Source organism: Pseudomonas floridensis, from assembly GCF_002087235.1.
GTDB lineage: Bacteria > Pseudomonadota > Gammaproteobacteria > Pseudomonadales > Pseudomonadaceae > Aquipseudomonas > Aquipseudomonas floridensis.
On record NZ_MUIO01000084.1, the window covers coordinates 1 to 26,817 of the forward strand.

Here is a 26,817-nt window from a genome sequence, read left to right on the forward strand (position 1 = left end):
GCTGTGTTCGACCCTGTACTGTTCGTCTTCCTCAACAAAGCCCGTAACCGCATCAAGGTGTTGTATTGGGAACGCAACGGCTTCTGCCTTTGGCTCAAACGCCTGGAGTCCGAGCGTTTCAAAACATCGCCTGATGCCACGGACGAGGCGATCATCCTCAGCGTCCAGGAACTGAACTGGCTGCTCGACGGTTTCGATCTCTGGCGCAACCGTCCTCATCAAGTTTTGACGCCGCGTTACGTAGCATGACCCGGTATAATCCGGGCCATGATTTCTCTGCCCGATGACCTTCCTGATGATCCTGTTCTGCTCAAGCAACTGCTGCTTGAGGCGCTCAATCGTCAGGAGGAATCGGCCCAGGCTTATCAGACCCACATCGTCGACCTGAAAGAGCAGATCAAGCTGCTGCGCGACCGTCTGTTTGGGCGCAAGTCCGAGCAAACCGTTGAGCCCGATACGCCGCAACTGGCCTTGTTCAATGAGCCTGAAAGCGAGCCGATGCCGCTCGTTGAGTCACCTGACGAAGAAGCCGTTGCGCCGACGCCACGCCGCGGCAAGCGCAAGCCACTGTCGGCTGATCTGCCACGCATCGAAGTCATCCACGAACTGCCTGAACACGAACTGACCTGTGCTTGCGGTTGCCGCAGACATGCCATCGGCGAAGAGACCAGTGAACAACTGGATATCGTGCCGATGCAGATCCGGGTCATCAAACATATCCGCAAGGTCTACGGGTGCCGGGGCTGCGAAGCCGCCCCGGTCACGGCTGACAAACCTGCGCAAGTGATCGAAAAGAGTATGGCCAGCCCAGGCGTACTGGCCATGCTGCTCACGACCAAATACGTCGATGGCCTGCCGCTGCACCGCTTCGAAAGTGTGCTGAGCCGACACGGCATCAAGATCCCTCGACAAACGCTGGCTCGCTGGATTATCCAGTGCAGCGAACACTTTCAGCCGCTGATCAACTTGATGCGTGACCGACTGCTGGAAAGTCCGGTCATCCACTGCGATGAAACCCGTGTCCAGGTGTTGAAAGAACCGGATCGAGACCCGACCAGTCAATCCTGGATGTGGGTGCAAGCCAGTGGCCCACCGGATCGAAAAGTTGTGCTGTTTGATTACACGTCCAGCCGTGCGCAGGACGTGCCGTTGCGCTTGCTGGACAGTTACCGTGGCTATGTCATGACCGACGATTACGCCGGCTATAACGCATTGGCGTTGCAGCCAGGTGTGGAGCGTCTGGCGTGCATGGCCCATGCACGACGCAAGTTCGTGGACGCGCAAAAAGTGCAGCCCAAGGGTAAAACCGGACGGGCCGATATCGCGCTGACGATGATCAACAAACTGTACGGCATCGAGCGTGAGCTCAAGGACGTCAGCGATGAACAGCGGTTTGTCGGTCGACAGGAGAAAAGCCTGCCGATCCTGACCCAACTGAAAGACTGGCTGGATAAAACCCAGCCTCAGGTCACGGCGCAAAGTGCTTTGGGCAAGGCCGTGCATTATCTGGCGAATAACTGGAGCCGCCTAGAGCGCTACGTCGAAGCGGGTTACTTGCCCATCGATAACAACGCGGCCGAAAGAGCGATCAAGCCGTTTGTCATCGGTCGCAAGGCCTGGCTGTTCAGCGATACCATCAATGGCGCCAGTGCCAGCGCGAAGATCTACAGCCTGGTCGAGACCGCCAAGGTCAACGGCCAGGAGCCTTATACGTGGCTGCGCCACGTACTTGAGCGGCTGCCGCACGCCTCGTCTGTAGCAGACTACGAAGCTCTGCTGCCATGGAACTGCTCGCCAGAAATGCAACGGTAAACCGTTGCCCGATTGTTTGGCAGGTGGGGTTTATGGATCGCATACGACTTTTTCGACTTTGCTGTCGGGGCGCATCATGGCTGGCAAGCTCCAGAAAGAAATCGGGAGCACAGCATCGGGCTTCAGTTAGTTGCTTGGAATGTGGGGTTCGTGGAGCGGATACCATCATGGCGACGGGCTCCTGAGAGAATCGGGAGCACAGCATCGAGCATCACATAAGCGCTTGGAATGTGGGGTTCATGGAGCGCTTACAAAAAACGGGCCAGGTATCACTACCTGGCCCGTTTTGCATTGCGGCGTACCGTCAGAGCATTGCCTTGGCGATCTTGGCCTGCTCGTCGGCGTGATACGAAGAACGCACCAGCGGGCCGGACGCAACGTTCTTGAAGCCCATCTTGTACCCCTCCTCGGCGAACCAGGCGAAGGTATCGGGGTGCACGAAACGCTGCACCGGCAAGTGGTTGCGCGAAGGCTGCAGGTACTGACCCAGCGTCAGCATGTCAATGTCATGCTCGCGCATGCGCTGCATCACTTCGATGACTTCGTCGTCGGTCTCACCCAGACCCAGCATCAGGCCGGATTTGGTCGGTACGTGCGGGACCATCTGCTTGAAGCGTTGCAGCAGGGTCAGCGACCACTGATAGTCCGAGCCAGGACGTGCGGCTTTGTACAGGCGCGGCACGGTTTCCAGGTTGTGGTTGAACACATCCGGCGGCTCGGCGGCGGTGATTTCCAGTGCCACGTCCATGCGCCCACGGTAGTCCGGCACCAGCGTTTCGAGCTGGACACCCGGCGACAGCAGGCGGATTTCACGGATGCAGTCGGCAAAGTGCTGAGCACCACCGTCGCGCAGGTCATCACGGTCGACCGAGGTAATCACCACGTACTTCAAACGCAGGTCGGCGATCGCCACCGCCAGGTTCTTCGGCTCATCGGTGTCCAGCGCTTTCGGGCGACCATGGCCCACGTCACAGAACGGGCAGCGACGGGTGCAGATATCGCCCATGATCATGAACGTCGCAGTGCCGCCGGAGAAGCATTCGCCCAGATTAGGGCAGGACGCCTCTTCGCAGACGCTGTGCAGCTTGTGTTTGCGCAGCAGCTGCTTGATGCGGTCCACTTCCGGGGAAACCGGAATGCGCACGCGGATCCAGTCAGGCTTTTTCGGCAGATCGACGGTCGGAATGATCTTGACCGGGATGCGCGCAACCTTTTCCGCACCACGCAGCTTCACGCCGGCTTCGACTTTCGGACGGGCCACGCGCTCGGAAACGTCGAGCGCCGGGATCAGGGTTTGCACGGTGTCAGTCATATTCGTTTATTCCGCCCGTTAGGGTCGCCTGCTCAGCGTAGTCGAGGTGTCTGACGAGCTGCGCGCGCAGTCGGGCACTTACCTCGGAAAATTCTATCTGCTCTGCGTGGTCGCTCAACTGGGTCATCGCCAGCCCCGCATAGCCACATGGGTTGATCCGGCGGAACGGTTCAAGGTCCATGTCGACGTTCAGCGCCAGACCATGGAACGAGCAACCGTTGCGAATGCGCAAACCCAGTGATGCGATCTTCGCGCCATCCACGTACACGCCCGGAGCATCTGCCTTGGCGGCTGCGCTCACCCCGTAACTGTCCAGCAGGGCGATCAGCGTGTTTTCAATCCGGGTCACCAGATCGCGCACGCCAAAACCGAGACGCCTGACATCCAGCATCAGGTAGGCCACCAGTTGACCCGGCCCATGATAAGTCACTTGGCCGCCACGATCGACCTGTACGACAGGAATATTGCCCGGCAACAGCAAATGCTCTGCCTTACCGGACTGCCCCTGAGTAAAGACGGGAGGATGCTGCACCAGCCAGACTTCGTCCGCGGCGTCTTTGCCGCGGACGTCGGTAAAGTGCTGCATGGCGTGCCAGGCGGTTTCGTAATCGATCAAGCCCAGATCACGAAAGCCCAGAGCGTCGCCCATCAGAGCACCATGTGCACGACACCCGTAGCGCGCAGAGCGCTATTGATATCGCGCAACTGGTCTTCGCCCGTGGCGACGATATGCAGTTGTACGGTGGTGTACTTGCCGTTGCTGCTCTGACGCTCGGCGAGCGTCTTGATGTCGATCTTGGCATGTCGGCTCAAGACTTCGATCACGGCATCTGTAAAGCCCACGCTGGTGTCACCGATCACTTTGATCGGGTAGTCAACGCAAGGGAATTCGATTTTGTGCGACTTGACGTAGGTATCTGTCATGGCAGTAAAGGTCTCACAAGCCGTGACGACAGACACACGGCCCGCTCAGATCATGAGCAGGCCGCGAGAAGGTCGGCATTGATTACTAATAAGGTCAGTTGAACAAGCCGTAGAAGAACAGGCGGATGCTATCCCACACGCGGCGGAAAATGCCACCTTCCTCGACAGGTTCCAGCGCAATCAGATTAGCGGTGTGAACCACCTTGTCTTCCATCTTCACTTCAACCTTGCCGATCACGTCGCCCTTGGCGATTGGCGCAACCAGCTGCGGGTTCATGGTCATGCTGGCGGTGAGCTTCTTCATGTCACCTTTAGGCATGGTCATGCTCAGGTCGTCAGCCAGGCCGGCCTTGACCTGACGCGTCGTACCCTTCCAGACCGGCGCCTGGGCCAGTTCGGTGCCCTTCTGATAGAAGTTCTGGGTTTCGAAGAAGCGGAAACCGTAGGTCAGCAGCTTCTGGGTCTCGGCAGCGCGAGCCTGCTCGCTGTTGGTGCCGAACACCACGGCGATCAGACGCATGCCGTCACGTACGGCAGAAGACACCATGCAGTAGCCCGCTTCTTCGGTGTGACCGGTTTTCAGACCGTCGACGGTCTTGTCGCGCCACAGCAGCAGGTTACGGTTAGGCTGCTTGATGCCGTTCCAGAAGAACTCTTTCTGCGAGTAGATCGCGTAGTGAGCCGGATCTTCGTGGATGATCGCACGCGCCAGCTTGGCCATGTCGTGCGCCGACGAGTAGTGCTCCGGGTTCGGCAGGCCGGTCGGGTTCATGAAGTGGCTGTTGGTCATGCCCAGGTCGCCAGCCGTCTTGTTCATCATGTCGGCGAACGCATCTTCGCTACCGGCAATGTGCTCGGAGATCGCGACGCTGGCGTCGTTACCCGACTGGATGATGATGCCGTGCAGCAGATCGCTGACGGTCACCTGGCTGCCCACCTTGATGAACATCCGCGAACCGCCTGTGCGCCAGGCGTTTTCACTGATGGTCACCGGATCGTTCTCGCCGATCTGGCCACGGCGGATTTCCAGGGTCGCGATGTACGCAGTCATCAGCTTGGTCAGGCTCGCTGGAGCCAGACGCTGATCGCCATTGTTCTCGACCAGGACGTTGCCGCTGGTGGCGTCCATCAGCACATACGACTTGGCGGCCAGTTGCGGCGCGGCCGGGGTCATCTGTTCCGCGGCCCAGGCGGCCGGAGTGATTATCAGGGGTACAAGCAGGCACAAACGTTTTGCAAAGGTGGTGATGTTCATCCGTCTCTCGAAAATGCTAATGGGCAAACATGCCCTTGCGGGCAAAGCTGAACAGACCGGCGAAGCGAGAACGCCTCGGTACGGCTCGTGGCGCCAGGCTGGAGCCCCTGGCTGACAAAGTCGTCTGTTCGACACACGACCTCGTGAGCAACTGCCTGCAACGACTGCCAATCGGCCATAAGCGCTGCCTGCAACTGCAACTCGCCCTCCTACTGTTGCCGGAGGGCGATTGTCAAAAAATCCGTTACTGATCCGATGTCACCACGCTCGGCTGCCCGAGGTTGGCCGACCTGACGCTGTCCTGCAACTGCTGGGCTTCACCCGGCGTGTCGACCGGTCCCATCCGGACCCGATAAAGCGTTTGCTGATTGCGTGCTATCGAGCTCACGAAAACCGGTGCTCGAACCATCCCGCTCAGCTTCGACCTCAGGAGCTCCGCAGCGTCCGGATTCGCGAAGGCTCCGACCTGGAGAAATAGCCCAGCGGCTTGTCCTGAAGCGTTTTTTTTTGCGTCAACCTGGACCGGCACGACAGGAGCGGCGTGTTGCTGAGGCGGTGGTGTGTACTGCTCGACCGTGCCGGTCGAGGTGCTCAATGCAGGCGGCGTGGCCTGGGCCACCACTTGCGGCTGATTGAGCATCAACGGCGCCGGACGACCACGCTGGGCCCACCATTCCTGCGGATCGATGCCTTCGACCTTGACCCGCGCCGTGCCGGTTTCGGCATAGCCAAGCTTTTTGGCAGCGGCGTACGACAGGTCGATGATGCGGTCCGAATAGAACGGCCCGCGATCATTGACCCGCAGGATCACCGTGCGGTTGTTGTCCAGGTTGGTCACCTTGACATAGCTGGGCAGCGGCAGGGTCTTGTGCGCCGCGCTCATGCCATACAGGTCGTAGACTTCGCCGTTGGCGGTGTTCTGACCATGGAACTTGGTGCCATACCAGGACGCCGTGCCCGAGGCGACGTAGCGCTTGGACTCGCTCATCGGGAAGTAGGTCTTGCCCAGCACGGTGTAGGGATTGGCCTTATAGGGACCGGTGTGCAGGGTCGGCGTGGCGTCCGGAATGCGCGAAACGTCCACATCCCACCACGGAGCGCCGTCCTTGTGGGCACGGTTGATGTCCAGACCGGGCATGGAACGCACCACCGCGCCGCCCTTGGGCGCCTGCTGAGTGGTGCGCGAAGGTGAAGAGCAACTGGCGACCAGCACGGCCAGCCCTGTCAGAACCAACAACTTCAATGGTGTACGAATCGGCAATGCCCGCATTACTTGACGCCTCGAGCTTGAACCAACGATTCAGACAGCTGATACACGGCCATGGCGTACATCACACTGCGGTTATAACGGGTAATTGCATAAAAATTGTTCAAACCCATCCAGTATTCGGGGCCATTGTCGCCCTCAAGACGGAACGCCGTCACCGGCATGTCGTCGCGCAGCGCATCATGACTCGCCCAGCCCAACCCTCGCAACTCCCCGACCGACATGACTGGATCGAGCGCAGGGCTCAAACCTTCATCGACACGGTCGCCTCGTGCGTCCGCACGGCTGACGACCGGCTGACCGCCCACCCAGCCATGCCGCTTGAAGTAGCTCGCCACACTGCCGATGGCATCGTCCGGATCGGTCCATATGTTGATATGGCCGTCGCCGTCGAAATCCACTGCATAAGCGCGAAAGCTGCTCGGCATGAACTGCGGCAGGCCCATGGCCCCGGCGTACGAACCTTTCAGGGTCAACGGATCGACCTGCTGTTCGCGCGCCAGTAACAGGAACTCTCTCAACTCCTTGCGGAAAAACGGTGCACGGGGCGGGTAATCGAAGCCCAGAGTCGACAACGCATCGATCACCCGGTAGTTGCCGGTGTTGCGGCCGAAGAATGTCTCCACGCCGATGATCGACACGATGATCTGCGCCGGCACCCCGTATTCCTGCTCGGCACGCGCCAGCGCGGCCTCATGCTGACGCCAGAAATCGACACCGCGTGCGATCCGCGCATCGGTGATGAACATCGGCCGGTAGTCCTTCCACTGCTTGATGCGCTCGGCAGGACGGGAAATGGCATCGAGAATCGGCTGCTTGCGCTCGACCTCCCGGAACAGCCCCATCAACTGCTCACCGGCAAAACCGTGATCACGCGTCATCTCGCCAACGAACTCGGCCACTTGCGGCGAGCCATCGTAATCCCCGGCAAATGCTTCCTGCACCGATCCAAGGATGCCCACCAGGCCGACCACCGGAGCATATCGAGCCCAGTTACGCATTGCTTGCATTGAGTTGTTCACCTTAATCAAACCTGAGCGATCCATTTACGATGCGTATGGATCGACATCAAAACCCCAAACGCTGACAGTAGGGTCACGAGCGAAGTTCCGCCGTAACTAATGAAGGGCAGCGGGACACCCACAACTGGCAGCAGGCCACTGACCATACCGATGTTGACGAAAACGTAAACAAAAAACGTCATGGTCAGCGCACCGGCGAGCAATTTTCCGAACAGCGTCTGCGCCTGCGCGGTGATGACCAGCCCACGGCCGATCAGCAGCATATAGATGATCAGCAGCGCGCAGATCCCCACCAACCCGAACTCTTCACCCAGTACCGCAATGATGAAGTCGGTGTGGCTTTCCGGCAGAAAGTCCAGGTGCGACTGGGTGCCCAGCAGCCAGCCCTTGCCGAACACGCCGCCCGAACCGATAGCGGCCTTGGACTGGATGATGTTCCAGCCGGTGCCCAGCGGGTCGCTTTCGGGGTCGAGGAAGGTCAGCACGCGCTGCTTCTGGTAGTCGTGCATGAAGAAAAACCACATGGCAACGGCCGCCGGTACGGCAGCAGCCAGAACGCTGATGATCCAGCGCCAGCGCAGACCGGCCATGAACAGCACGAATGCGCCGGACGCCAGGATCAGCAGCGACGTCCCCAGGTCCGGCTGGCGCACGATCAGAATGAACGGCACGCCGATCAGCGCCAGGCTCACCACCACATGTTTGAGGTGCGGCGGCAAGGTGCGCTTGGACAGGTACCAGGCGATGGTCGCCGGCATGATGATCTTGAGAAATTCCGAGGGCTGAAAACGGATGACGCCGGGAATGTTGATCCAGCGGGTCGCACCCATGGCGTTATGGCCCATCACGTCCACCACCACCAGCAACAACACGCCAAGCACATACAGAACCGGCACCCAGCGCGCCATGAACCGGGGTTCGAGCTGGGCGATGATCACCATCGCCACCAGACCGATGCCGAACGAACTCGCCTGCTTGATCAGCAGGTCCCAGTTCTTGCCGCTGGCCGAATACAGGACGAACAGGCTGCCAGCCGCCAGGGTCAACAGCAAAATCAGCAACGGCCCATCAATATGAATGCGCTGCAGAAAGGTGGCGCGACGGCGCATCACGTCTTCACTGGACAGGATGCGGTCGAAATTACTCTTCACGGGCCGCAGCCTCCAGATTCTGGGAACCGGCGTACTCAGGCTTGAGCAGGCCATTCTCGTCGAGCAGCCAGGCATCCATCACCTGACGCACGACGGGTGCAGCAACGCCGGAGCCGGACTCGCCGTTCTCCACCATCACTGCGACAACGATCTTCGGGTTGTCGGCGGGCGCAAAACCAACGAACAGGGCATGGTCGCGGTGGCGCTCCTGAACCTTGGTGCGGTCGTACTTTTCGCCCTGCTTGATCGCCACGACCTGCGCGGTACCGCTCTTGCCCGCAATGCGATATTGCGCACCGATGGCAGCTTTACGCGCTGTACCGCGCGCACCGTGCATCACTTCCTGCATGCCGTGGTTGACCCTGGCCCAGTTGGCCGGGTCGCGCAGGATGATGTCCGGCATCGGGTTTTCATCCACCGGCGGCTTGCCTTCGATAGTCCGGGCCAGATGCGGCCGGTTCCACACGCCCTTGTTGGCTACCAGCGCAGTCGCCTGTGCCAGTTGCAGCGGCGTGGCCTGCATGTAGCCCTGGCCGATCCCGAGAATCAGCGTCTCGCCCGGGAACCAGGCCTGCCGCCGGGTCGCACGCTTCCAGTCCCGCGACGGCATCAGACCCGCCGACTCTTCGAACATGTCCAGCGACACTTTCTGGCCGATGCCAAACTTGTTCATGTAGCTGGACAGCCGATCGATGCCCAGCTTGTGGGCCAGGTCATAGAAATAGGTGTCGTTGGAACGCATGATTGCCGTGTCCAGGTCGACCCAGCCGTCACCGGTGCGGTTCCAGTTGCGGTATTTGTGATCGTAATTGGGCAGTTGGTAGAAGCCCGGGTCGAACACACGTGAGCCTGGTGTCACGACACCGGCGTCCAGACCGGCGATGGCCACCGCAGGCTTGATGGTCGAACCCGGCGGATAAAGCCCGCGCAGGATGCGGTTGAACAGCGGCCGATCAATGGAATCGCGTAACTCGGCGTAGGCCTTGAAGCTGATGCCGGTCACGAACAGATTCGGGTCGAAGCTCGGCGCACTGACCATCGCCAGCACTTCACCGGTCTTCGGATCCAGCGCCACCACCGCACCACGACGCCCGCCCAGCGCAGCTTCGGCAGCCTCTTGCAGGTTGATGTCCAGACTCAGGACGATGTCCTTGCCGGGAATCGGGTCGGTGCGTTTGAGCACGCGCAACACGCGGCCACGGGCATTGGTCTCGACTTCCTCGTAACCCACCTGACCGTGCAGTTCGGGCTCATAGAAACGCTCGATGCCGGTCTTGCCTATGTGGTGGGTGCCGCTGTAGTTGACCGGGTCGAGACTCTTGAGCTCTTTCTCGTTGATCCGCCCCATGTAGCCGACCGAATGCGCGAAGTGCGGGCCCTGCGGATAGTGCCGGACCAACTGCGCCACCACTTCAACGCCCGGCAGGCGGAACTGGTTGACCGCAATCAGCGCAATCTGCTCTTCGGTCAGCTCGAACAGGATCGGCACCGGCTCGAAGGGCCGCCGCCCCTGCTTCATGCGCTTTTCAAAGATCACGCGGTCATCAGGGGTGAGCTGCAGGATTTCGACGATGGTATCCAGCACGGCAGACCAGTCGCCGGAACGCTCACGGGTGACCGACAGGCTGAAGCTGGGCCGGTTGTCCGCCACCACCACGCCGTTGCGGTCGTAGATCAGGCCACGGCTCGGCGGGATTGGCTGGACGTGAACACGGTTGTTTTCCGAAAGCGTCGAGTGGTAGTCGTACTGAATGACCTGCAGAAAATACAGGCGGGCAATCAGCACGCACACCAGCAACATGACCGCCACTGCACCGAACACGACCCTGCCGCGCACCAGGCGTGCGTCTTTCTCGTGGTCTTTGAGGCGGATCGGTTGAGACATTTAGGCCGTATTCACAGTAAAAGCGATGCTACTTGTGATAAGGGTGCCCGGACAGGACTGTCCAGGCGCGATACATCTGCTCACCGATCAGGATGCGCACCAGCGGATGCGGCAAGGTCAACGGCGACAACGACCAGCGTTGCTCGCTGCGGGCACAGACCTCCGGTGCCAGCCCCTCGGGACCACCCACCATCAGATTGACCGTGCGCGCATCCAGGCGCCAGCGATCGAGTTCGACCGCCAACTGCTCGGTACTCCACGGTTTGCCCTGCACTTCCAGCGTGACAATGCGCTCGCCCGGCTGCACCTTGGCCAGCATCGCTTCGCCTTCCTGACGGATGAAGCGAGCGACATCGGCGTTCTTGCCACGGGTGTTGAGCGGGATTTCCACCAGTTCGAGCGCAAGCTCGGATGGCATCCGCTTGGCGTACTCGTGCCAACCCTCTTCCACCCACTTGGGCATGCGCGAACCAACGGCGATCAGACGCAAACGCACGATAATGCCTTATTCGTTACCCGGGGTGTGGTGTGCAGCGCTGGCGGCACGGCTTTGTTCGGCACCCTGCCACAGACGCTCCAGGTCATAGAACTGGCGGGCAGCAGCGGTCATCACGTGCACCACGACGTCACCCAGGTCCAGCAGCACCCAGTCGCTGTCGCCCTTGCCTTCTTCGCTCAACGGCATCAGGCCGGCAGCCTTGACCTTCTCGCGAACGCTATCGACCAGTGCGTTCAACTGACGGTTCGAGGTACCGGTGCAGATCAGCATGTAGTCGGCGATGCTGGTCTTCTCGCGCACGTCGATGGCCAGGATGTCCGCGCCTTTCACGTCTTCCAGTGCAGCCGTTGCCACGGCTACGACTTCTTCACTGCTCATTTTTTGCTTTGTCATATAAAAACTCATTCAACTCGTATGTGTGGGAGCGCCCAAACGCTTATCGATGAAAGCAGTTTCAGGGCGACCCATCAGTGTTCGGCGCACGGTAAAGCCCGTGCACATCGATATAGGCCAGTACCGCGTCTGGCACCAGAAAACGTACCGACTTACCGCTGGCCAGCAGTTGACGGATCTGGGTGGCAGACACCGATAAAGGCGTCTGCCAGACGAATGTAATGTTGCCGCCCGGCCCTTTCAGGGCCTTGGGATCGCTGACCGCGCGCGCCGCCAGCAGATTGCGCATGGCATCCGGCGACTCGCTGTCCGCGTCCGGGCGTTGCAGCACCACGATATGGCAGTGCTCCAGCAATTCTTCCCACCGGTGCCAGGTCGGCAGCCCGCAAAAGGCATCCCAACCCAGCAACAGAAACAACTGATCCCGAGGCGCCAGTTCTGCGCGCATCGATTCCAGGGTGTCGAGGGTGTACGACGGTTTGTCCCGTTTCAGCTCCCGGTCATCGACTGTGAGCGGTGACACGCCCTGCACTGCACAACGGACCATCGCCAGACGGTCCTCGGCCGTGACACTCGGCATGTCGCGATGCGGTGGCCTGGCGCTGGGCGTCAGGCGCAACTCATCGAGTTCCAGCAGTTCGGCCACTTCGAGCGCACCACGCAAGTGGCCGATATGAACCGGATCGAACGTGCCCCCAAGCATGCCGATACGTCTGGGCAGCGTCGTCATGGGCTCGCTCAAGTCAGGCTTGTCCGCGCAGTTGACCGTCACCGATCACAATGTATTTCTCGCAGGTCAGCCCTTCCAGGCCGACCGGTCCACGGGCGTGCAGCTTATCAGTAGAAATGCCGATCTCGGCACCCAGGCCGTATTCGAAGCCATCGGCGAAGCAGGTCGGCGCATTGACCATGACCGAACTGGAGTCGACTTCGGCCATGAAGCGGCGAACCTGCCCCTGATGTTCCGAGACAATAGCGTCGCTGTGATGCGAACCGTAGTGGTTGATGTGCTCGATGGCGTCGTCCAGACCGGTCACGATGCGAATCGACAGGATCGCCGCCAGGTACTCGGTGTGCCAGTCTTCTTCGGTCGCCGGGTTGACCTCGATCAGCTCACGGGTGCGCTCGCAACCACGCAGCTCGACGCCTTTTTCGCGAAACCGGGCAGCCATCGGCGGCAGGAAATCGGCCGCGACCGTTTGGTCGACCAGCAGGGTTTCCATCGCACCACAGATACCGTAACGGTAGGTCTTGGCGTTGAACGCGATCTTCTGCGCCTTGGCCAGGTCGGCGTGGGCACTGACATAGACGTGGCAGATGCCGTCCAGATGCTTGATGACCGGCACGCGGGCGTCACGGCTGACACGCTCGATCAACCCCTTGCCGCCACGCGGCACGATGACGTCGACGTATTCGGGCATGGTGATCAGCGCGCCGACCGCAGCACGGTCGGTCGTCTCCACCACCTGCACCACGGCGGCTGGCAGTTCGGCCGCAGCCAGACCACGTTCGATGCACGCGGCAATCGCACGGTTGGAATGAATGGCTTCGGAACCGCCACGCAGAATGGTCGCGTTACCCGACTTCAGGCACAGACTGGCCGCATCGATGGTCACGTTCGGACGCGACTCGTAGATGATGCCGACAACGCCCAGCGGCACGCGCATCTTGCCTACCTGAATACCTGACGGCCGATAGCTCATGTCGCGGATGGCGCCCACTGGATCCGGGAGACTGGCGACCTGACGCAACCCGACGATCATGCTGTCGATGCGTGCGGGGGTCAGGGCCAGACGTTCCAGCATGGCCGGCTCAAGCCCATTGGCCTGACCATTGGCCAGATCCTGCGCGTTGGCGGCGGACAACTCGGCACGGGCTTCATCGAGCGCGGCAGCAGTGGCCAGCAGGGCGCGGTTTTTCTGCGCGGTGCTGGCACGGCCGATCACTCGCGACGCTTCGCGGGCGGCGCGACCCAGGCGGGTCATGTAGTCAAGAACGGACTCAGTCATGGTCTCAGAGGTCTTGGCAGAGAGGAAAGCGGCCGATTATAGCTGTCGTGCCGCCCGAACGACAGCGCAGACAGGCGGATGGTCGATAACAGTGCGCAGTTTTCTGCAACGCTCGACGCAAAGCGTGGTCGTGACGCAGCCATGGCCGCGTCACGCATGCACCGGCCCGGTCATTTTCAGAAACAACAAAATTTGCCGCCATGACACATTCAGCTGCAATTCAAGCTGCGCTTGTTATTATCGGCAGCTTCCGGTTTTCAGTTGCCCATCCATGCCCTCAGCCCTTCCCGACAGTTTTTTCCATCGCGATGCCCAGCATCTGGCGCGCGACCTGCTGGGCAAAGTGATTCGGCACAAGGTCGGTGAGCTCTGGCTCGCCGCCCGCATCATCGAAACCGAAGCCTACTATTGCGCCGAAAAAGGCAGCCACGCCTCGCTCGGCTATACCGAGAAACGCAAAGCGCTGTTCCTCGATGGCGGGCACATTTATATGTACTACGCACGGGGCGGCGACTCGCTGAACTTCAGCGCCGAGGGTCCGGGCAATGCGGTGCTGATCAAATCAGCCTATCCCTGGACCGATACGGTCAGCGACGAAAACGCCCTGGCGCAGATGCAGTTGAACAACCCCGACGCCAGCGGTGCCATTCGCCCGCCGCAACGGCTGTGCGCCGGCCAGACGCTGCTGTGCAAGGCGCTGGGTCTGAAAGTCCCGATGTGGGACGCCAAACGCTTCGACCCACTCAAACTGTTGGTCGAGGAGGTCGGGCAGACGCCCGGACGCATCATTCAAACCACGCGACTGGGCATTCCGCAGGGTCGCGACGAACACCTGATGTATCGATTCGTGGATGCCGATTACGCACGTTTCTGCACACGGAACCCTCTCAGACGCGGTCAGGTCGAAGGCCGCGACTACTTCATTCTCGATCAAGGAAACTGACCCATGGGCGAATTGCTCAATGGCATGACCGGCTGGCTCACGGCAAACCCTTCCTGGGTCGCCGTCGCGATTTTCCTGGTGGCGTTCGTGGAATGCGTCGCGATTGTCGGAATCGTCGTGCCGGGCACGGTGGTCATGTTTGCCATTGCCGCGCTGGCGGGCAGCGGCATCTTGCCGTTGAGCGAAGTATTGCTGCTGGGTTTTCTGGGCGGGTTGCTGGGCGATGCGGTGTCGTACTTCATCGGACGCCGCTTCCATCAGCGCATCCGTCAGCTGCCTGGGCTGCGTACGCACCCGGAATGGATGACCGGTGCCGAGTCTTATTTCCATAAATATGGCATTGCCAGCCTGCTGGTCGGACGCTTCATCGGCCCGTTGCGCCCGATGCTGCCGATGATCGCGGGCATGTGCGACATGCCGTTCCCCCGCTTTGCCGTTGTCAGTGTGATCGCCGCCGCAGGCTGGTCGATTGTGTACCTGATGCCCGGCTGGGCGGCAGGCGCGGCGATCCGGCTGCCGCTGCCGGAAGGCTTCTGGACCGAAGCGGCCTTTGTTGGCGTCGGCCTGGCGTTGCTGTTCGGGCTGAGCATCCAGAGCAGCATTCGCCAGAAACGCTATGCGACCAAGGTCATTTCGCTGATCAGCCTTGCGCTGGTGGCGGCGCTGTTCATCGGCTGGCCGTACCTGACGGACTTCGACAACGGACTGATGACGCTGGTCCAGGAGCACCGCAGCGAAACGGCTCAACACATCGTGGTGCTGGTCACCAGCATTGGCGACTTCAAGGCGCAATTGCTCGCCGCCGCCCTGCTGATCATTGTTCTGCTGATCGCCAGACAGTGGCGCCACGCCGCGTTCGCGCTGGCCACGACACTGGGCACGGCGGTGGCGAACGGTACGCTGAAAGCGTTTTTTGCCAGGGCACGCCCCGAAGTGCTGCTCGATCCGCTGACCACGTACAGCATGCCAAGCGGACACAGTTCGGCGGCGTTCGCGCTGTTCATGACGCTGGCGGTGCTCGCCGGACGCGGCCAGCCGGTGCGCCTGCGCCTGACCTGGCTGCTGGTGTTCGGGATTCCGGCGCTGGCGATCGCCCTGTCACGGGTGTATCTGGGTGTGCACTGGCCGACGGACATTCTGGCGGGCATGCTGCTGGCGTTCTGCATTTGCGCCGCCAGCCTTGCGATCATCCAGCGCAACGAGCCGTTGCCAGCCATGTCACCCAAGGTCTGGTGGCTGATTATCCCGGCCCTGACCGCGCTGCTCGGCACCTTCGCGGTCAACGCCTTGTCGCACGCAGTGTTGCGTTATCAGTATTGATGGGGACGGAGCCGGAGTGCGGCTCCGGGTCCACTGAATCCGCACACCCAGGCCTGAATGTCACGCAGAGTGTCATGGTCGGACACTCAGGCTTTTGCTGTCAGGCCTGCAGGTCGCCCTGCATTTCATCCAGCAGTTCCTGAATCGCATCCAGGCGCTCTTCCGGGTCGTCGATCTCCAGCAACTCGATCTTGTCTTCCTCGGTAAACGGCAGCAGGTACGCGAGCTGGTTGGACAGTGATTGCTGCCCGGTGGCGCTGACGCCCATGTTCAGCGAGGCGACCATCGGGTGCTCGGCCAGCGCTTCAAGCAGCGCGACCAGATCGGCGTCCTCTTCCTGCAACGGGCGCTCCTCGGGTTCGTCCAGCCACTCCACGTCCGCCACCAGCAAGTGGTCGCGCTGAACCTCTGCACCGACCACCCGGAAGCGCCGTCCGCCGACCACGCGGATCCCCAGCAGACCGTTGTCCTGCTGCTGAAAGTCTTGAACCAGTGCCTCGCAACCGATCAGCGAGTAACTGCCGGGGACCGGGCCGGTTTCGCTGCCCTCGGTGATGCACACGACGCCGAACCCGGCGCCCTGCTTCATGCAGCGACCGATCATGTCCAGGTAACGCGCCTCGAACAGTTGCAGGTCGAGTATGCATCCGGGAAACAGCACAGCATTCAATGGAAACAAAGGCAACGTCATAAAAAGCCCCTCAAACGACCAACGACATCGCCAACGGCAGAAACACTGCCGTCGCAACCCCCATCAGGCTCATCGCCAATGCAGCGAAAGCCCCCGCTTCCTCGCCTTCCTGCAGCGCGACGGAAGTCCCCACCGCATGCGCCGTCAGGCCCAGCGCCATGCCTCGGGCCGCATGGTTCTCGACACCCGCCAGCGACAACAGGCCGGGACCGAAAATCGCACCGAAAACACCGGTAATCAATACGAACACCGCTGCCAGCGCCGCGACGCCGCCCATCTGTTCCGCGACCAGCATGGCGATAGGTGAGGTCACCGACTTCGGAGCCATGGTCATCAGAATCATGTGATCGGCACCGAACAGCAGCCCCAACCCCACGCAGAGTCCCGTGGCAAAAACGCCGCCAATCACCAGCGTAGTCAAGGTCGGCCAGAACAACTGACGAATCCGGCGCAGATTCAGATAAAGCGGCACCGCCAGCGCAACGGTCGCCGGGCCCAGCAGAATACCGAGTATTTCAGTGCTTTTACGGTACTCGCTGTAGTCCAGGCCACAGGTGAGCAGAATACCAATGACCACCAGCATGGAAATCAGCACCGGCTGCAGAAACAGCCAGCGGGTCCTTTCATAGGCGGCCATCGCCAGTTGATAGGCACCCAGCGTGATGGCAATGCCGAACAGCGGATGATGGATCACCGACATCCATGCGCCGTGCCAGTCCAGACTCATGAGGGCTCCCGACGGCGATTCTGAAATTCGATGAGCTTTTGCATCAACCAGCCGACGAACGTCAGGGAAATCATCAGCGACAGGGACAGCGTGCCGAAAATCGCCCAGAAATCCTCGGCGATGGCTGCGGCATACACCATCACGCCAACGGCTGGCGGCACCAGCAACAGCGGCAGATAACGTAACAGGCTGCTCGCCGCCATACTGATGGGCTCGCTCACTTCACCGCGCAGCATCAGAAAAGCCATCAGCAACACCAGACCAATGATCGGCCCCGGCAATATAGATAGAAACAGATGGTTGAGTGCCGTCCCCAGCAATTGAAACAGCACCAGCCATGTCAAACCCCGTAACAACATGAGCACTCCAGCACAGTAGACAGATCCGGCGAATTCACGGCCGCATTATAAACACGACGCGCCTCAGGCTATGAGCAGGTATTCGCACTCATGACGCCGCTTGACCAACGTGTATCCCTCTGCTGATCTAGGGGTTCGCCCGCAGGCGATGAGCTGCGCGGGCATCGGCATCACGCGACACCATCAAATGACAAGGAGAGTGAAATGCCTTTTGTACCGGTTACAGAGCTCAAGCACTACATCGGCAAGGAACTGGGATGTTCCGAATGGCTGACCATCGACCAGGAACGCATCAACCTGTTCGCCGAAGCGACAGGGGATTTTCAGTTCATTCACGTCGACCCGGTCAAGGCCGCACAGACGCCCTTCGGGGCGACCATCGCGCATGGCTTTCTTTCGCTGTCGCTGATCCCGCAATTAATGGGCGATCTGCTGGTTCTGCCTGAAGGCATGAAGATGGTAATCAACTACGGGCTGGACAGCGTGCGCTTCATTCAGCCAGTGCTGGTCAACTCCCGGGTCCGGCTGAAGGTTGAACTGACCGACGCAACCGAGAAGAAACCTGGCCAGTGGCTGCTCAAGGCAACCACCACAATGGAGATCGAAGGTCAGGAAAAACCGGCTTTCGTGGCCGAGCCGTTGTCGATGTGCTTCGTGTAACACGTCTGAAAAACGAAACAGTCGTAACAGACTGTTTCGTCTCCGTTACTCACTGCGGCATACTCGCCGACGGTTGAGACATAACATCTGCACCAGCAGAGCCACGCTCAATCCTGAATCACTCTTTTGGGATCTCACATGCGCGCGCTTGCCCCACTGGCTTTGACACTCTTGATCGCAGGTTGCGGTGATGGCGAATCACTGCTGCCCCCTGACGGCCGCCTTGCGGATGGCGGACGCTACCGTGGCGATCTGGTCGATGGCCTGTTGCAGGGCCAGGGCCGGATCGATTATCCCGATGGCAGTTGGTATCAGGGCCAGTTCGATCATGGGCTGAGGCAGGGGAGCGGCGAATGGCACGCCAGCAATGGCGACGTTTATAAAGGTGGCTTCGAACAGGGCATGTTCAGTGGCCAGGGCAAGCTGACCACCAGCGGCGGCAGTTACGTCGGCGCTTTCAAGATGGGAAAACGTGACGGTGAAGGCACCCAGAAAGACAAGGGTCTGCTGTACCGTGGACAATTCAAGGCCGGGCTGTATGACGGACCGGGCCGACTGGAACTGGAGGACGGCAGTCAGTATCAGGGCCAGTTCGCTGCCGGCAAACCCAATGGCGAAGGCGTTCGCAGTGACGCCAGCGGCAATCAGTACAGCGGCACGTTCGTCAACGGCCAGTTGCAAGGCAACGGCAACTTCACCAGCGCGGACGGCGACCAGTACGTCGGCAGCTTTCGCAACAATCAGCTCGACGGCCAGGGTCGCTATGAAAACAGCGACGGTGACGTCTGGAGCGGCGATTTCAAGGAAGGCGCGCTGACCGGCAAGGGCGAGCTGATCGGTTCCGATGGCAGCCGTTATCAGGGTGACTTCGACAACTGGCGCTTCGCAGGGCAAGGCAGCCTGCGTCTGGCCGATGGCAGTCATTATGTCGGCCAGTTCGCCGATGACACCTATCAGGGCGAAGGCGTGCTGACCGCTGCCGACGGTACGGTGCAGCGCGGTATCTGGGCCAATGGTCAACGGATCCGCGATGCCAAGGGCAAATTACTGCCGGATGAACTGGAAACCGGTCTGCTCGCTCAAGGCGCATTGCTGGACAAGGCGTTGGCCGCGGTGCCCGCCTCGACATCAGCGCCGCAGCTCTACAGCCTGGTCGTCGCGGGCGACGGCAAGCAGAGTGTTTTTCTGCGCGAAGCGGACTATGTCAGCAATCTGCTGGCTTCACGCTTCGGAGCCGTCGGACAGGTCAGCCTGGTCAATCATCGTGACCACATGGATGACCGGCCGATGGCCACACGCGAGAGCATCACCCGCGCCGTGCAGACGCTGGCCCAGCGCACCGGCCCTGAAGATCTGGTGTTCATTTACCTGACCAGCCACGGCACGCAGGACCATGAGCTGGTGCTGGACCAGCCGCGCCTGTCACTGGCCGACCTGCCTGCCGACGCGCTGGCCGCCGCCCTCGCACCGCTGAAAAACCGCGACAAGGTGGTGGTGATCTCAGCCTGTTATTCAGGCGGATTCATCCCCGACCTTAAAGACGAGCGCACGGTCGTCATGACCGCCTCCCGCGCCGACCGTGTTTCATTCGGCTGTTCGGAAGAGGCGGACTTCACCTATTTTGGCGATGCACTATTTGGCAAGGCACTGGTCGAAACCGATGACTTGCAGCAGGCCTTCAACGAGGCCAGGGCCTATGTCGCCCAACGCGAAATCGAAGACAATTTCGAAGCGTCAGAGCCGCAGATCTGGGCCCCCAAGGGCGTCATTGCGCGCTGGCAACTGCTGCGCAAGAATCAGGCAGAACGCGCGCTGAACACGGCGTTGAATCGCACGGAAGCGAAGACCTCGAGTAGCCGCTAGGCTTATCCGTATCAAGGGAGAAACATTATGTACTTGACGCCGCAACACATCCTGCTCGCAGGCGCTACGGGCCTGACAGGCGAACACCTTTTGGATCGCCTGCTCAACGAACCCACCGTCAGCCGTGTGCTGGCTCCCACGCGCCGACCACTGGCAGAACACCCGCATCTGGAAAACCCGGTAGGCGATCTGAACGCACTGCTGCCGACCTTGGGCGGTCGGGTGGACATCGCGTTCTGCTGCCTGGGCACGACCATCAAACAGGCAGGCTCCCAAGAAGCCTTCAAGGCCGTCGATCTGGAGCTGGTCGTGGCGTTTGCCAGGCGCGCCCGCGAACTGGGTGCCCGGCACTTGCTGGTCATCAGCGCCGTCGGTGCCGATGCCAGATCCAGCGTGTTCTATAACCGCATCAAGGGTGAGATGGAACAAGCACTTCGCGCTCAGGACTGGCCACAACTGACCATTGCCCGCCCTTCCCTGCTGATCGGCAGCCGCCCGGAAACCCGTTGGGCCGAGCAACTAGCCGCGCCCATCGCCAAGCTGATCCCTGGTAAATACGGCGCCATCGAAGCCTGCCAGCTGGCCCGCGCACTGTGGCGACTGGCGCTGGAAGAGCAGGACGGCGAGCGGATTGTCGAGTCGGACGAGTTGCGCAAGCTCGGGAAATAATTGCCTCACGGCTTACGCGTCAGCGCAGGCATCATCCGCGCAGGAACGGGCCTGCTCGCGAAGCGCTAAAGCCCGCCGGTGGCCTGAACGCCGAAGCCCAGTGCAGTGAGCAGCGACAACGGCAGCAGCAAGGTGTCGAGCAGCGCACTGCCGGGCAGGTCCAGCCCCGGATAGCCCGGCGCTTCGGCCCCGAACCGATCACTGGCGCAGCAACCGCCCTGCAGTGCGTACATGTCCAGCCGCGTTCCGGCATAGACCACCGGCGCGCCAGGCTTGGCGGCATTGAGCGTACGCGCTGTGGCGCAGCCGGTCAGCGCCAGCGCAAGCCCGATCACCAGCAGCCTATTCATCGCCACCGACATGGTGTTCACCCCAGCGTGGCAGCATGTCCTGCGGTACGTTAAGCAGATTCAGAATCCGCGCCACTACGAAATCCACAAGGTCGTCGATGGTTTGCGGCTGGTGATAAAAGCCGGGCGACGCCGGAAGGATGACCGCGCCCATGTTCGACAGCTTGAGCATGTTTTCCAAGTGAATGCTGGAAAACGGCGCTTCACGCGGCACCAGAATCAACTGGCGACGCTCTTTGAGTGTCACATCGGCGGCTCGCTCGATCAGGTTGTTGCAGGCCCCGGTCGCAATCGCCGACAGCGTCCCGGTCGAACACGGCACCACCACCATCGCACTCGGCGAGCCCGACCCCGAGGCGACTGGCGACATCCAGTCATCACGACCGTAGACCCGAATCTGTCCCGCTGCCGCACCGGTGTATTCGGTGAGAAAGGCCTGCATCATCATCGGTTTGGGCGGCAGGCGCACGTCGGTTTCCGTCGCCATCACCAGTTGCGCCGCTTTGGAGATCAGGAAATGCACTTCCCGGTCTTCCCGCACCAGACAATCCAACAGGCGCAGGCCGTATTGCGCACCTGACGCGCCGGTCATGGCCAGAGTAATGCGTTCCGGGCCGTTCATTGCAGCGCCTCGGCCAGTTTGCCATGCAGTCCGCCGAAACCGCCGTTGCTCATGATCACGATGTGGGTGCCCGGCTGCGCCTGGCTCTTGACCCGCGCAATGATAGCCTCCAGTGAGTCACAGACCACCGCTGGCACCTTGCACTCGGCGGCTGTCGCGCCCAGATCCCAACCCAGATTCGCTGGTGCATACCAAACCACCTGATCGGCCTGCTGCACGCTTTCCGGCAGGCCGTCGCGGTGCGCGCCAAGCTTCATGGAGTTGGAGCGCGGCTCGATGACGGCAATGATCGGCGCATCGCCGACCCTCTTGCGCAAACCATCAAGCGTGGTCGCGATCGCGGTCGGATGGTGGGCGAAGTCGTCATAGATCGTGATGCCATGGACGTCAGCAACCTTCTCCATGCGACGCTTGACGCTCTTGAACGCACTCAACGCCTCGACGCCCTGTGTGGGCAGCACGCCCACATGACGTGCGGCAGCCAGTGTCGCCAGAGCATTGGCCACGTTGTGTTGACCGGTCATGTCCCACTCGACCGTGCCCTGCACCTGGCCCTCGAACAGCACTTCGAAGCGCGAGCCGTCTTCGCTCAACAGACGCGCCTGCCATTGGCCGCCTTGTCCTGTCGTCTGCACCGGGGTCCAGCAACCCATCCCGATCACCCGCGACAAAGCCGGTTCGGTGGCTGGATGAATCACCAGGCCTTCGCTCGGTATGGTGCGCACCAGATGGTGGAACTGCCGCTCGATGGCGGGCAGGTCGGGAAAGATGTCCGCGTGGTCGAATTCAAGGTTGTTCAAAATCGCGGTGCGCGGGCGGTAATGGACGAACTTGGAGCGCTTGTCGAAAAAGGCGCTGTCGTACTCGTCGGCTTCAACCACGAAGAACGGCGTATCCCCCAGCCGTGCGGACACCGAGAAATTCTGCGGAACGCCGCCAATCAGAAAACCAGGGCTCATGCCCGCGTGCTCGAGCACCCAGGCCAGCATGCTGCTGGTGGTGGTCTTGCCGTGGGTGCCCGCCACAGCCAGCACCCAGCGACCTTGCAGCACGTGGTCCGCCAGCCACTGCGGGCCAGACACATACGGCAACCCTTTATTCAGGACATGCTCGACCGCAGGATTGCCACGCGACAGGGCATTACCGATGACGATCAGATCCGGCACAGGATCGAGCTGCGCCGGGTCGTAGCCCTGGGTCAACTCGATACCCTGGGCTTCCAGCTGCGTACTCATGGGCGGATAGACGTTGGCGTCGGAGCCGGTGACCCGATGCCCCGACTCTTTGGCGAGCACCGCCAGCGACCCCATGAACGTGCCGCAGATACCAAGGATATGAATATGCATGACCAACCTCTCAGAACGTGCGCGCAGGTTAACGTAGGGGCGGTGAAATGGCACCCTGAGTTTGTCGGGAAACGGCTCGGCAAAAGACTTAACCGGGCCGCGGACATGAGGCTAAAGTTCAGGTCCCGAAGCGGCAGCAAATAGCCTACTCTTGAATACCTGCTGCCCGATGTTCGAAAGCTGAATCGATACAGACTTCCTCACAACAAGAACCAGGAGACATACCATGCGTTACGCTCATCCCGGTACCGAAGGCGCCATCGTCAACTTCAAGGAACGCTACGGTAACTACATCGGCGGCGAATTCGTCGCTCCGGTCAAAGGTCAGTATTTCACCAACACTTCGCCGGTCACCGGCAAGGCCATCGCCGAATTCCCCCGCTCCACCGCCGAAGACATCGACAAGGCGCTCGATGCCGCCCACGCAGCTGCCGCCTCCTGGGGTTCGACCTCGGTGCAGGCCCGCTCGCTGGTCCTGTTGAAAATCGCCGACCGCATCGAAGCCAATCTGGAAACCCTGGCCATCACTGAAACCTGGGACAACGGCAAGGCGATTCGCGAAACCCTCAACGCTGACATCCCGCTGGCTGCCGACCACTTCCGCTACTTCGCGGGCGTGTTGCGCGCTCAGGAAGGCAGCGCCGCCGAAATCGACGGCAACACCGTGGCCTATCACATCCATGAACCGCTGGGCGTGGTCGGGCAAATCATCCCGTGGAACTTCCCGATCCTGATGGCCGCCTGGAAACTCGCGCCGGCGCTGGCAGCGGGCAACTGCATCGTGCTCAAGCCGGCCGAGCAGACACCGCTGGGCATCAGCGTGCTGGTCGAACTGATCGGCGACCTGCTGCCAGCCGGCGTGCTGAACATCGTCCAAGGCTATGGCCGTGAAGCGGGCGAAGCGCTCGCCAGCAGCAAGCGCATCGCCAAGATTGCCTTTACCGGCTCGACCCCGGTCGGCTCGCACATCATGAAACTGGCGGCGGACAACATCATCCCGTCCACCGTGGAACTGGGCGGCAAATCGCCGAACATCTTCTTCGAAGACATCATGGGCGCCGAGCCGGAGTTCATTGAAAAAGCCGCCGAAGGTCTGGTGCTGGCGTTCTTCAACCAGGGCGAAGTCTGCACCTGCCCGTCCCGCGCGCTGGTACAGGAATCGATTTATCCACAGTTCATGGAAGCGGTGATGCGCAAGGTCGAGCAGATCAAGCGTGGCGACCCGCTGGACACCGACACCATGGTCGGCGCTCAGGCGTCCGAGCAGCAGTTCGACAAGATTCTCTCGTACCTTGACATCGCCAAGGATGAAGGCGCCGAGCTGCTGACCGGCGGCAAGGTCGAGAAGCTCGAAGGTGACCTGTCCACCGGCTATTACATCCAGCCGACGCTGCTCAAGGGCAACAACAAGATGCGCGTGTTTCAGGAAGAGATCTTCGGTCCGGTGGTCAGCGTCACGACCTTCAAGGACGAAGCCGAAGCCGTGGCCATCGCCAACGACACCGAGTTTGGCCTGGGCGCAGGCCTCTGGACCCGCGATATCAACCGCGCCTACCGCGTGGGCCGGGCAATCAAGGCCGGTCGGGTCTGGACCAACTGCTACCACCTGTACCCGGCGCACGCGGCGTTCGGCGGCTACAAGAAATCCGGCGTCGGTCGCGAAACCCACAAGATCGCGCTCGAGCACTACCAGCAAACCAAAAACCTGCTGGTGAGCTACGACACAAATCCGCTGGGGTTCTTCTGATCAACTGATCGATCTCGGCCACGCACTGCGCTCACTGTCCCGGAACGCCGAATGGATGAGCGCACGTGCGTGGGCGAACCGGGCGGCGTTCCGCCCGCTCAAGGACATGCGCGCGAACGCACCAACGCCGTGCACCCGCCCGCCGAGCCATGCCCCGGCGTAACGCACGCGCTTCCAGCCGCTCCCGCAATACCCCGCAAACTCGCACTCATCCTCAGGATGGAGTATTAATTGCTTACATCGCTTCCCACAGTCGTTTGAACCGGGACGTCACCGGTTCGGCCGAAAGACCACGTCCGCCGCGAGCAGCGGGACGTCATGGAGAATCTGTATGGCGAGTTTTTCTCATTCTGTCGGCGCGCAGACGTATCGCTTCGACAGCCTCAAAGAAGTCATGGCCAAGGCCAGCCCGGCGCGCTCCGGCGATTTTCTGGCCGAAGTCGCGGCGCAGAATGACGGCGAACGCGTCGCAGCGCAGATGGCATTGGCGAACATCCCACTCAAGCATTTTCTCGAAGAAGCACTGATTCCCTACGAAGACGACGAAGTCACGCGCCTGATCATCGACACCCACGACACACTCGCTTTCGCCCCCGTCAGCCACCTGACGGTCGGCGGGTTTCGCGACTGGCTGCTCAGCGATCAGGCTGACGAAGGCAGCTTGCGGGCGCTTTCTCCGGGCCTGACACCGGAAATGGTCGCGGCCGTGTCCAAGATCATGCGGGTGCAGGATCTGGTGCTGGTCGCGCAGAAGATTCGCGTCGTTCCCCGCTTTCGCAACACCATCGGCCTGCGCGGCCGACTGTCGACCCGCCTGCAGCCCAATCACCCGACCGATGACCCTTCAGGCATCGCGGCCAGCGTGCTGGACGGTCTGCTATACGGCAACGGCGACGCCATGATCGGCATCAACCCGGCCACTGACAGCACCTCGTCCATCATCGCGCTGCTGGAAATGCTCGACGCTATCGTGCAGCGCTACGAGATTCCGACCCAATCCTGCGTGCTGACCCACGTCACGACCTCCATTGACGTGATCAACCGCGGCGTGCCGGTGGATCTGGTGTTCCAGTCGATCACCGGCACCGAAGCCGCCAACGCCAGCTTCGGCATCAATCTGCAGTTGTTGCAGGAGGGCTATGAAGCCGGCCTGAGTCTCAATCGCGGCACGCTCGGGCAGAACCTGATGTATTTCGAGACCGGACAAGGCAGCGCGCTGTCGGCCAACGCCCATCATGGGGTCGATCAGCAAACCTGTGAAACCCGCGCCTACGCCGTCGCTCGCCACTTCAACCCGTTTCTGGTCAACACCGTGGTCGGCTTCATTGGCCCGGAGTATCTGTACAACGGCAAGCAGATCATCCGCGCCGGACTCGAAGACCACTTCTGCGGCAAGCTGCTGGGTGTGCCGATGGGCTGCGACATCTGCTACACCAACCATGCCGAAGCCGATCAGGACGACATGGACACGCTGCTGACGCTGCTGGGCGTCGCCGGGATCAACTTCATCATGGGCATCCCCGGCTCCGATGACATCATGCTCAATTATCAGACCACCTCCTTCCACGATGCCCTCTATGCCCGACAAAGCCTGGGCCTGCGTCCGGCTCCCGAGTACGAGGCCTGGCTGGAGAAAATGGGCATCTTTACCCAGGCCGACGGGCGCGTGCGCTTTGGTGACAGCCTGCCGCCCGCGTTCCGTCACGCTCTGGCGCATCTGGCATGAGTGAGCAGCCCATGAACGAACAACCGACCGAACCGAAACCGCACACCACACCGGCCAACCCCTGGCTGGAACTGCGCCGCCTGACACCCGCGCGCATCGCGCTTGGCCGCACCGGCACCAGCCTCCCGACCTCAGCACAACTGGATTTCCAGTTCGCCCACGCTCAGGCACGCGATGCCGTGCACCTGGCGTTCGATCACCAGGGCATCAGCGCTCAACTGGCAAAAAAAGGCCGCGAAACCCTGTTGTTGCACAGCGCCGCAAC

28 protein-coding genes are annotated in these 26,817 nt (G+C 61.1%); 10 read left to right on the forward strand and 18 right to left on the reverse strand.

Annotated elements, in window-relative coordinates:
* Both tnpB and tnpC read left to right on the forward strand, forming a co-directional pair.
* Nucleotides 1–249, forward strand: a 249-nt coding sequence (tnpB, locus tag BZK31_RS20410) for an IS66 family insertion sequence element accessory protein TnpB (protein WP_083184900.1), incomplete at its 5' end; no start/stop codon positions are given.
* Between the two features lie 18 nt (nt 250–267).
* The gene (gene tnpC, locus BZK31_RS20415; RefSeq protein WP_083184902.1) at nt 268–1,812 is read left to right on the forward strand and encodes an IS66 family transposase; all 1,545 of its coding nucleotides are present in this window, start codon (nt 268–270) and stop codon (nt 1,810–1,812) included.
* Nucleotides 1,813–2,116: 304 nt separating this feature from the next.
* Here the strand turns inward: tnpC and lipA are convergent, their stop codons facing one another.
* The 12 genes from lipA to BZK31_RS20475 form a co-directional block, all read right to left on the reverse strand.
* Entirely contained in the window at nt 2,117–3,124 is a 1,008-nt protein-coding gene (gene lipA / locus BZK31_RS20420) for a lipoyl synthase (protein WP_083184904.1), read from the reverse strand.
* Nucleotides 3,117–3,773, reverse strand: a complete 657-nt coding sequence (gene lipB / locus BZK31_RS20425; RefSeq protein ID WP_083184906.1) for a lipoyl(octanoyl) transferase LipB — start codon at nt 3,771–3,773, stop codon at nt 3,117–3,119. The genes lipA and lipB overlap by 8 nt, the downstream gene beginning before the upstream one ends.
* Entirely contained in the window at nt 3,773–4,048 is a 276-nt protein-coding gene (locus tag BZK31_RS20430) for a DUF493 domain-containing protein (RefSeq protein ID WP_083184908.1), read from the reverse strand. Before BZK31_RS20430 ends, lipB begins: the two co-directional genes overlap by 1 nt.
* A 94-nt stretch (nt 4,049–4,142) precedes the next feature.
* The gene (locus BZK31_RS20435) at nt 4,143–5,303 is read right to left on the reverse strand and encodes a D-alanyl-D-alanine carboxypeptidase family protein (protein WP_083184910.1); all 1,161 of its coding nucleotides are present in this window, start codon (nt 5,301–5,303) and stop codon (nt 4,143–4,145) included.
* 244 nt (nt 5,304–5,547) lie between these two features.
* Nucleotides 5,548–6,573: a septal ring lytic transglycosylase RlpA family protein gene (locus BZK31_RS20440; RefSeq protein ID WP_083184912.1), complete on the reverse strand. Its 1,026-nt coding sequence runs from the start codon at nt 6,571–6,573 to the stop codon at nt 5,548–5,550.
* Nucleotides 6,573–7,592: a lytic murein transglycosylase B gene (gene mltB, locus BZK31_RS20445; protein WP_415639681.1), complete on the reverse strand. Its 1,020-nt coding sequence runs from the start codon at nt 7,590–7,592 to the stop codon at nt 6,573–6,575. The genes BZK31_RS20440 and mltB overlap by 1 nt, the downstream gene beginning before the upstream one ends.
* Before the next feature lie 5 nt (nt 7,593–7,597).
* Nucleotides 7,598–8,701 (reverse strand): rod shape-determining protein RodA, encoded by a 1,104-nt coding sequence (gene rodA, locus BZK31_RS20450; protein WP_167378066.1) that lies wholly within the window; start codon nt 8,699–8,701, stop codon nt 7,598–7,600.
* Nucleotides 8,702–8,732: 31 nt separating this feature from the next.
* Nucleotides 8,733–10,628, reverse strand: coding sequence for a penicillin-binding protein 2 (mrdA, locus tag BZK31_RS20455; RefSeq protein ID WP_083184917.1), 1,896 nt, complete (start codon nt 10,626–10,628; stop codon nt 8,733–8,735).
* A gap of 28 nt (nt 10,629–10,656) precedes the next feature.
* Nucleotides 10,657–11,124 (reverse strand): 23S rRNA (pseudouridine(1915)-N(3))-methyltransferase RlmH, encoded by a 468-nt coding sequence (gene rlmH / locus BZK31_RS20460; RefSeq protein WP_003313894.1) that lies wholly within the window; start codon nt 11,122–11,124, stop codon nt 10,657–10,659.
* A gap of 9 nt (nt 11,125–11,133) precedes the next feature.
* On the reverse strand, nt 11,134–11,520 hold the full coding sequence (gene rsfS, locus BZK31_RS20465; RefSeq protein WP_083184919.1) for a ribosome silencing factor: 387 nt from the start codon (nt 11,518–11,520) through the stop codon (nt 11,134–11,136).
* A 61-nt stretch (nt 11,521–11,581) separates the two neighbouring features.
* On the reverse strand, nt 11,582–12,241 hold the full coding sequence (gene nadD / locus BZK31_RS20470) for a nicotinate-nucleotide adenylyltransferase (protein ID WP_167378067.1): 660 nt from the start codon (nt 12,239–12,241) through the stop codon (nt 11,582–11,584).
* 22 nt (nt 12,242–12,263) lie between these two features.
* On the reverse strand, nt 12,264–13,529 hold the full coding sequence (locus tag BZK31_RS20475) for a glutamate-5-semialdehyde dehydrogenase (RefSeq protein ID WP_083184922.1): 1,266 nt from the start codon (nt 13,527–13,529) through the stop codon (nt 12,264–12,266).
* 271 nt (nt 13,530–13,800) lie between these two features.
* On the opposite strand from BZK31_RS20475, the gene BZK31_RS20480 reads away from it, so the two are divergent.
* Together BZK31_RS20480 and BZK31_RS20485 are read left to right on the forward strand one after the other, a co-directional pair.
* Complete coding sequence (locus BZK31_RS20480) at nt 13,801–14,472, forward strand: DNA-3-methyladenine glycosylase (RefSeq protein WP_083184944.1); 672 nt, start codon at nt 13,801–13,803, stop codon at nt 14,470–14,472.
* Nucleotides 14,473–14,475: 3 nt separating this feature from the next.
* Complete coding sequence (locus BZK31_RS20485; RefSeq protein WP_083184924.1) at nt 14,476–15,792, forward strand: bifunctional DedA family/phosphatase PAP2 family protein; 1,317 nt, start codon at nt 14,476–14,478, stop codon at nt 15,790–15,792.
* Between the two features lie 100 nt (nt 15,793–15,892).
* Here the strand turns inward: BZK31_RS20485 and BZK31_RS20490 are convergent, their stop codons facing one another.
* From BZK31_RS20490 to BZK31_RS20500, 3 genes are read right to left on the reverse strand one after another with little or no spacing between them, the layout of a single operon-like run.
* Nucleotides 15,893–16,483: an LON peptidase substrate-binding domain-containing protein gene (locus BZK31_RS20490; RefSeq protein WP_083184927.1), complete on the reverse strand. Its 591-nt coding sequence runs from the start codon at nt 16,481–16,483 to the stop codon at nt 15,893–15,895.
* Between the two features lie 10 nt (nt 16,484–16,493).
* On the reverse strand, nt 16,494–17,204 hold the full coding sequence (locus tag BZK31_RS20495; RefSeq protein ID WP_208617218.1) for an LrgB family protein: 711 nt from the start codon (nt 17,202–17,204) through the stop codon (nt 16,494–16,496).
* Nucleotides 17,205–17,206: 2 nt separating this feature from the next.
* A complete protein-coding gene (locus BZK31_RS20500) occupies nt 17,207–17,569 on the reverse strand; it encodes a CidA/LrgA family protein (protein WP_083184931.1) in 363 nt (120 codons plus the stop codon).
* Between the two features lie 204 nt (nt 17,570–17,773).
* On the opposite strand from BZK31_RS20500, the gene BZK31_RS20505 reads away from it, so the two are divergent.
* The 3 genes from BZK31_RS20505 to BZK31_RS20515 all read left to right on the forward strand — a co-directional run bounded on the left by BZK31_RS20505 (nt 17,774) and on the right by BZK31_RS20515 (nt 20,761).
* The gene (locus BZK31_RS20505) at nt 17,774–18,229 is read left to right on the forward strand and encodes a MaoC family dehydratase (RefSeq protein ID WP_083184933.1); all 456 of its coding nucleotides are present in this window, start codon (nt 17,774–17,776) and stop codon (nt 18,227–18,229) included.
* A 138-nt stretch (nt 18,230–18,367) separates the two neighbouring features.
* Complete coding sequence (locus BZK31_RS20510) at nt 18,368–20,092, forward strand: C13 family peptidase (protein WP_083184935.1); 1,725 nt, start codon at nt 18,368–18,370, stop codon at nt 20,090–20,092.
* A 27-nt stretch (nt 20,093–20,119) separates the two neighbouring features.
* Nucleotides 20,120–20,761: an oxidoreductase gene (locus BZK31_RS20515; RefSeq protein WP_083184936.1), complete on the forward strand. Its 642-nt coding sequence runs from the start codon at nt 20,120–20,122 to the stop codon at nt 20,759–20,761.
* Nucleotides 20,762–20,826: 65 nt separating this feature from the next.
* On the opposite strand, the gene BZK31_RS20520 is transcribed toward BZK31_RS20515, so the two are convergent.
* From BZK31_RS20520 to mpl, 3 genes are read right to left on the reverse strand one after another with little or no spacing between them, the layout of a single operon-like run.
* Nucleotides 20,827–21,111: a YceK/YidQ family lipoprotein gene (locus BZK31_RS20520; RefSeq protein WP_083184946.1), complete on the reverse strand. Its 285-nt coding sequence runs from the start codon at nt 21,109–21,111 to the stop codon at nt 20,827–20,829.
* Nucleotides 21,104–21,733 carry a flavin prenyltransferase UbiX gene (gene ubiX, locus BZK31_RS20525; RefSeq protein ID WP_083184938.1) on the reverse strand — a complete coding sequence of 210 codons (630 nt, stop codon included), beginning with the start codon at nt 21,731–21,733 and terminating at the stop codon, nt 21,104–21,106. Before ubiX ends, BZK31_RS20520 begins: the two co-directional genes overlap by 8 nt.
* Nucleotides 21,730–23,079, reverse strand: a complete 1,350-nt coding sequence (gene mpl, locus BZK31_RS20530; protein ID WP_083184939.1) for a UDP-N-acetylmuramate:L-alanyl-gamma-D-glutamyl-meso-diaminopimelate ligase — start codon at nt 23,077–23,079, stop codon at nt 21,730–21,732. Before mpl ends, ubiX begins: the two co-directional genes overlap by 4 nt.
* A gap of 226 nt (nt 23,080–23,305) precedes the next feature.
* Here mpl and exaC point away from each other — a divergent pair, with 226 nt between their 5' ends.
* The 3 genes from exaC to BZK31_RS20545 all read left to right on the forward strand — a co-directional run.
* Entirely contained in the window at nt 23,306–24,826 is a 1,521-nt protein-coding gene (exaC, locus tag BZK31_RS20535; protein ID WP_083184940.1) for an acetaldehyde dehydrogenase ExaC, read from the forward strand.
* A 331-nt stretch (nt 24,827–25,157) separates the two neighbouring features.
* Complete coding sequence (locus tag BZK31_RS20540; RefSeq protein ID WP_083184942.1) at nt 25,158–26,552, forward strand: ethanolamine ammonia-lyase subunit EutB; 1,395 nt, start codon at nt 25,158–25,160, stop codon at nt 26,550–26,552.
* Nucleotides 26,549–26,817: ethanolamine ammonia-lyase light chain EutC (locus tag BZK31_RS20545; protein ID WP_208617217.1), on the forward strand; the 269-nt coding region annotated here is incomplete at its 3' end. The genes BZK31_RS20540 and BZK31_RS20545, both read left to right, overlap by 4 nt.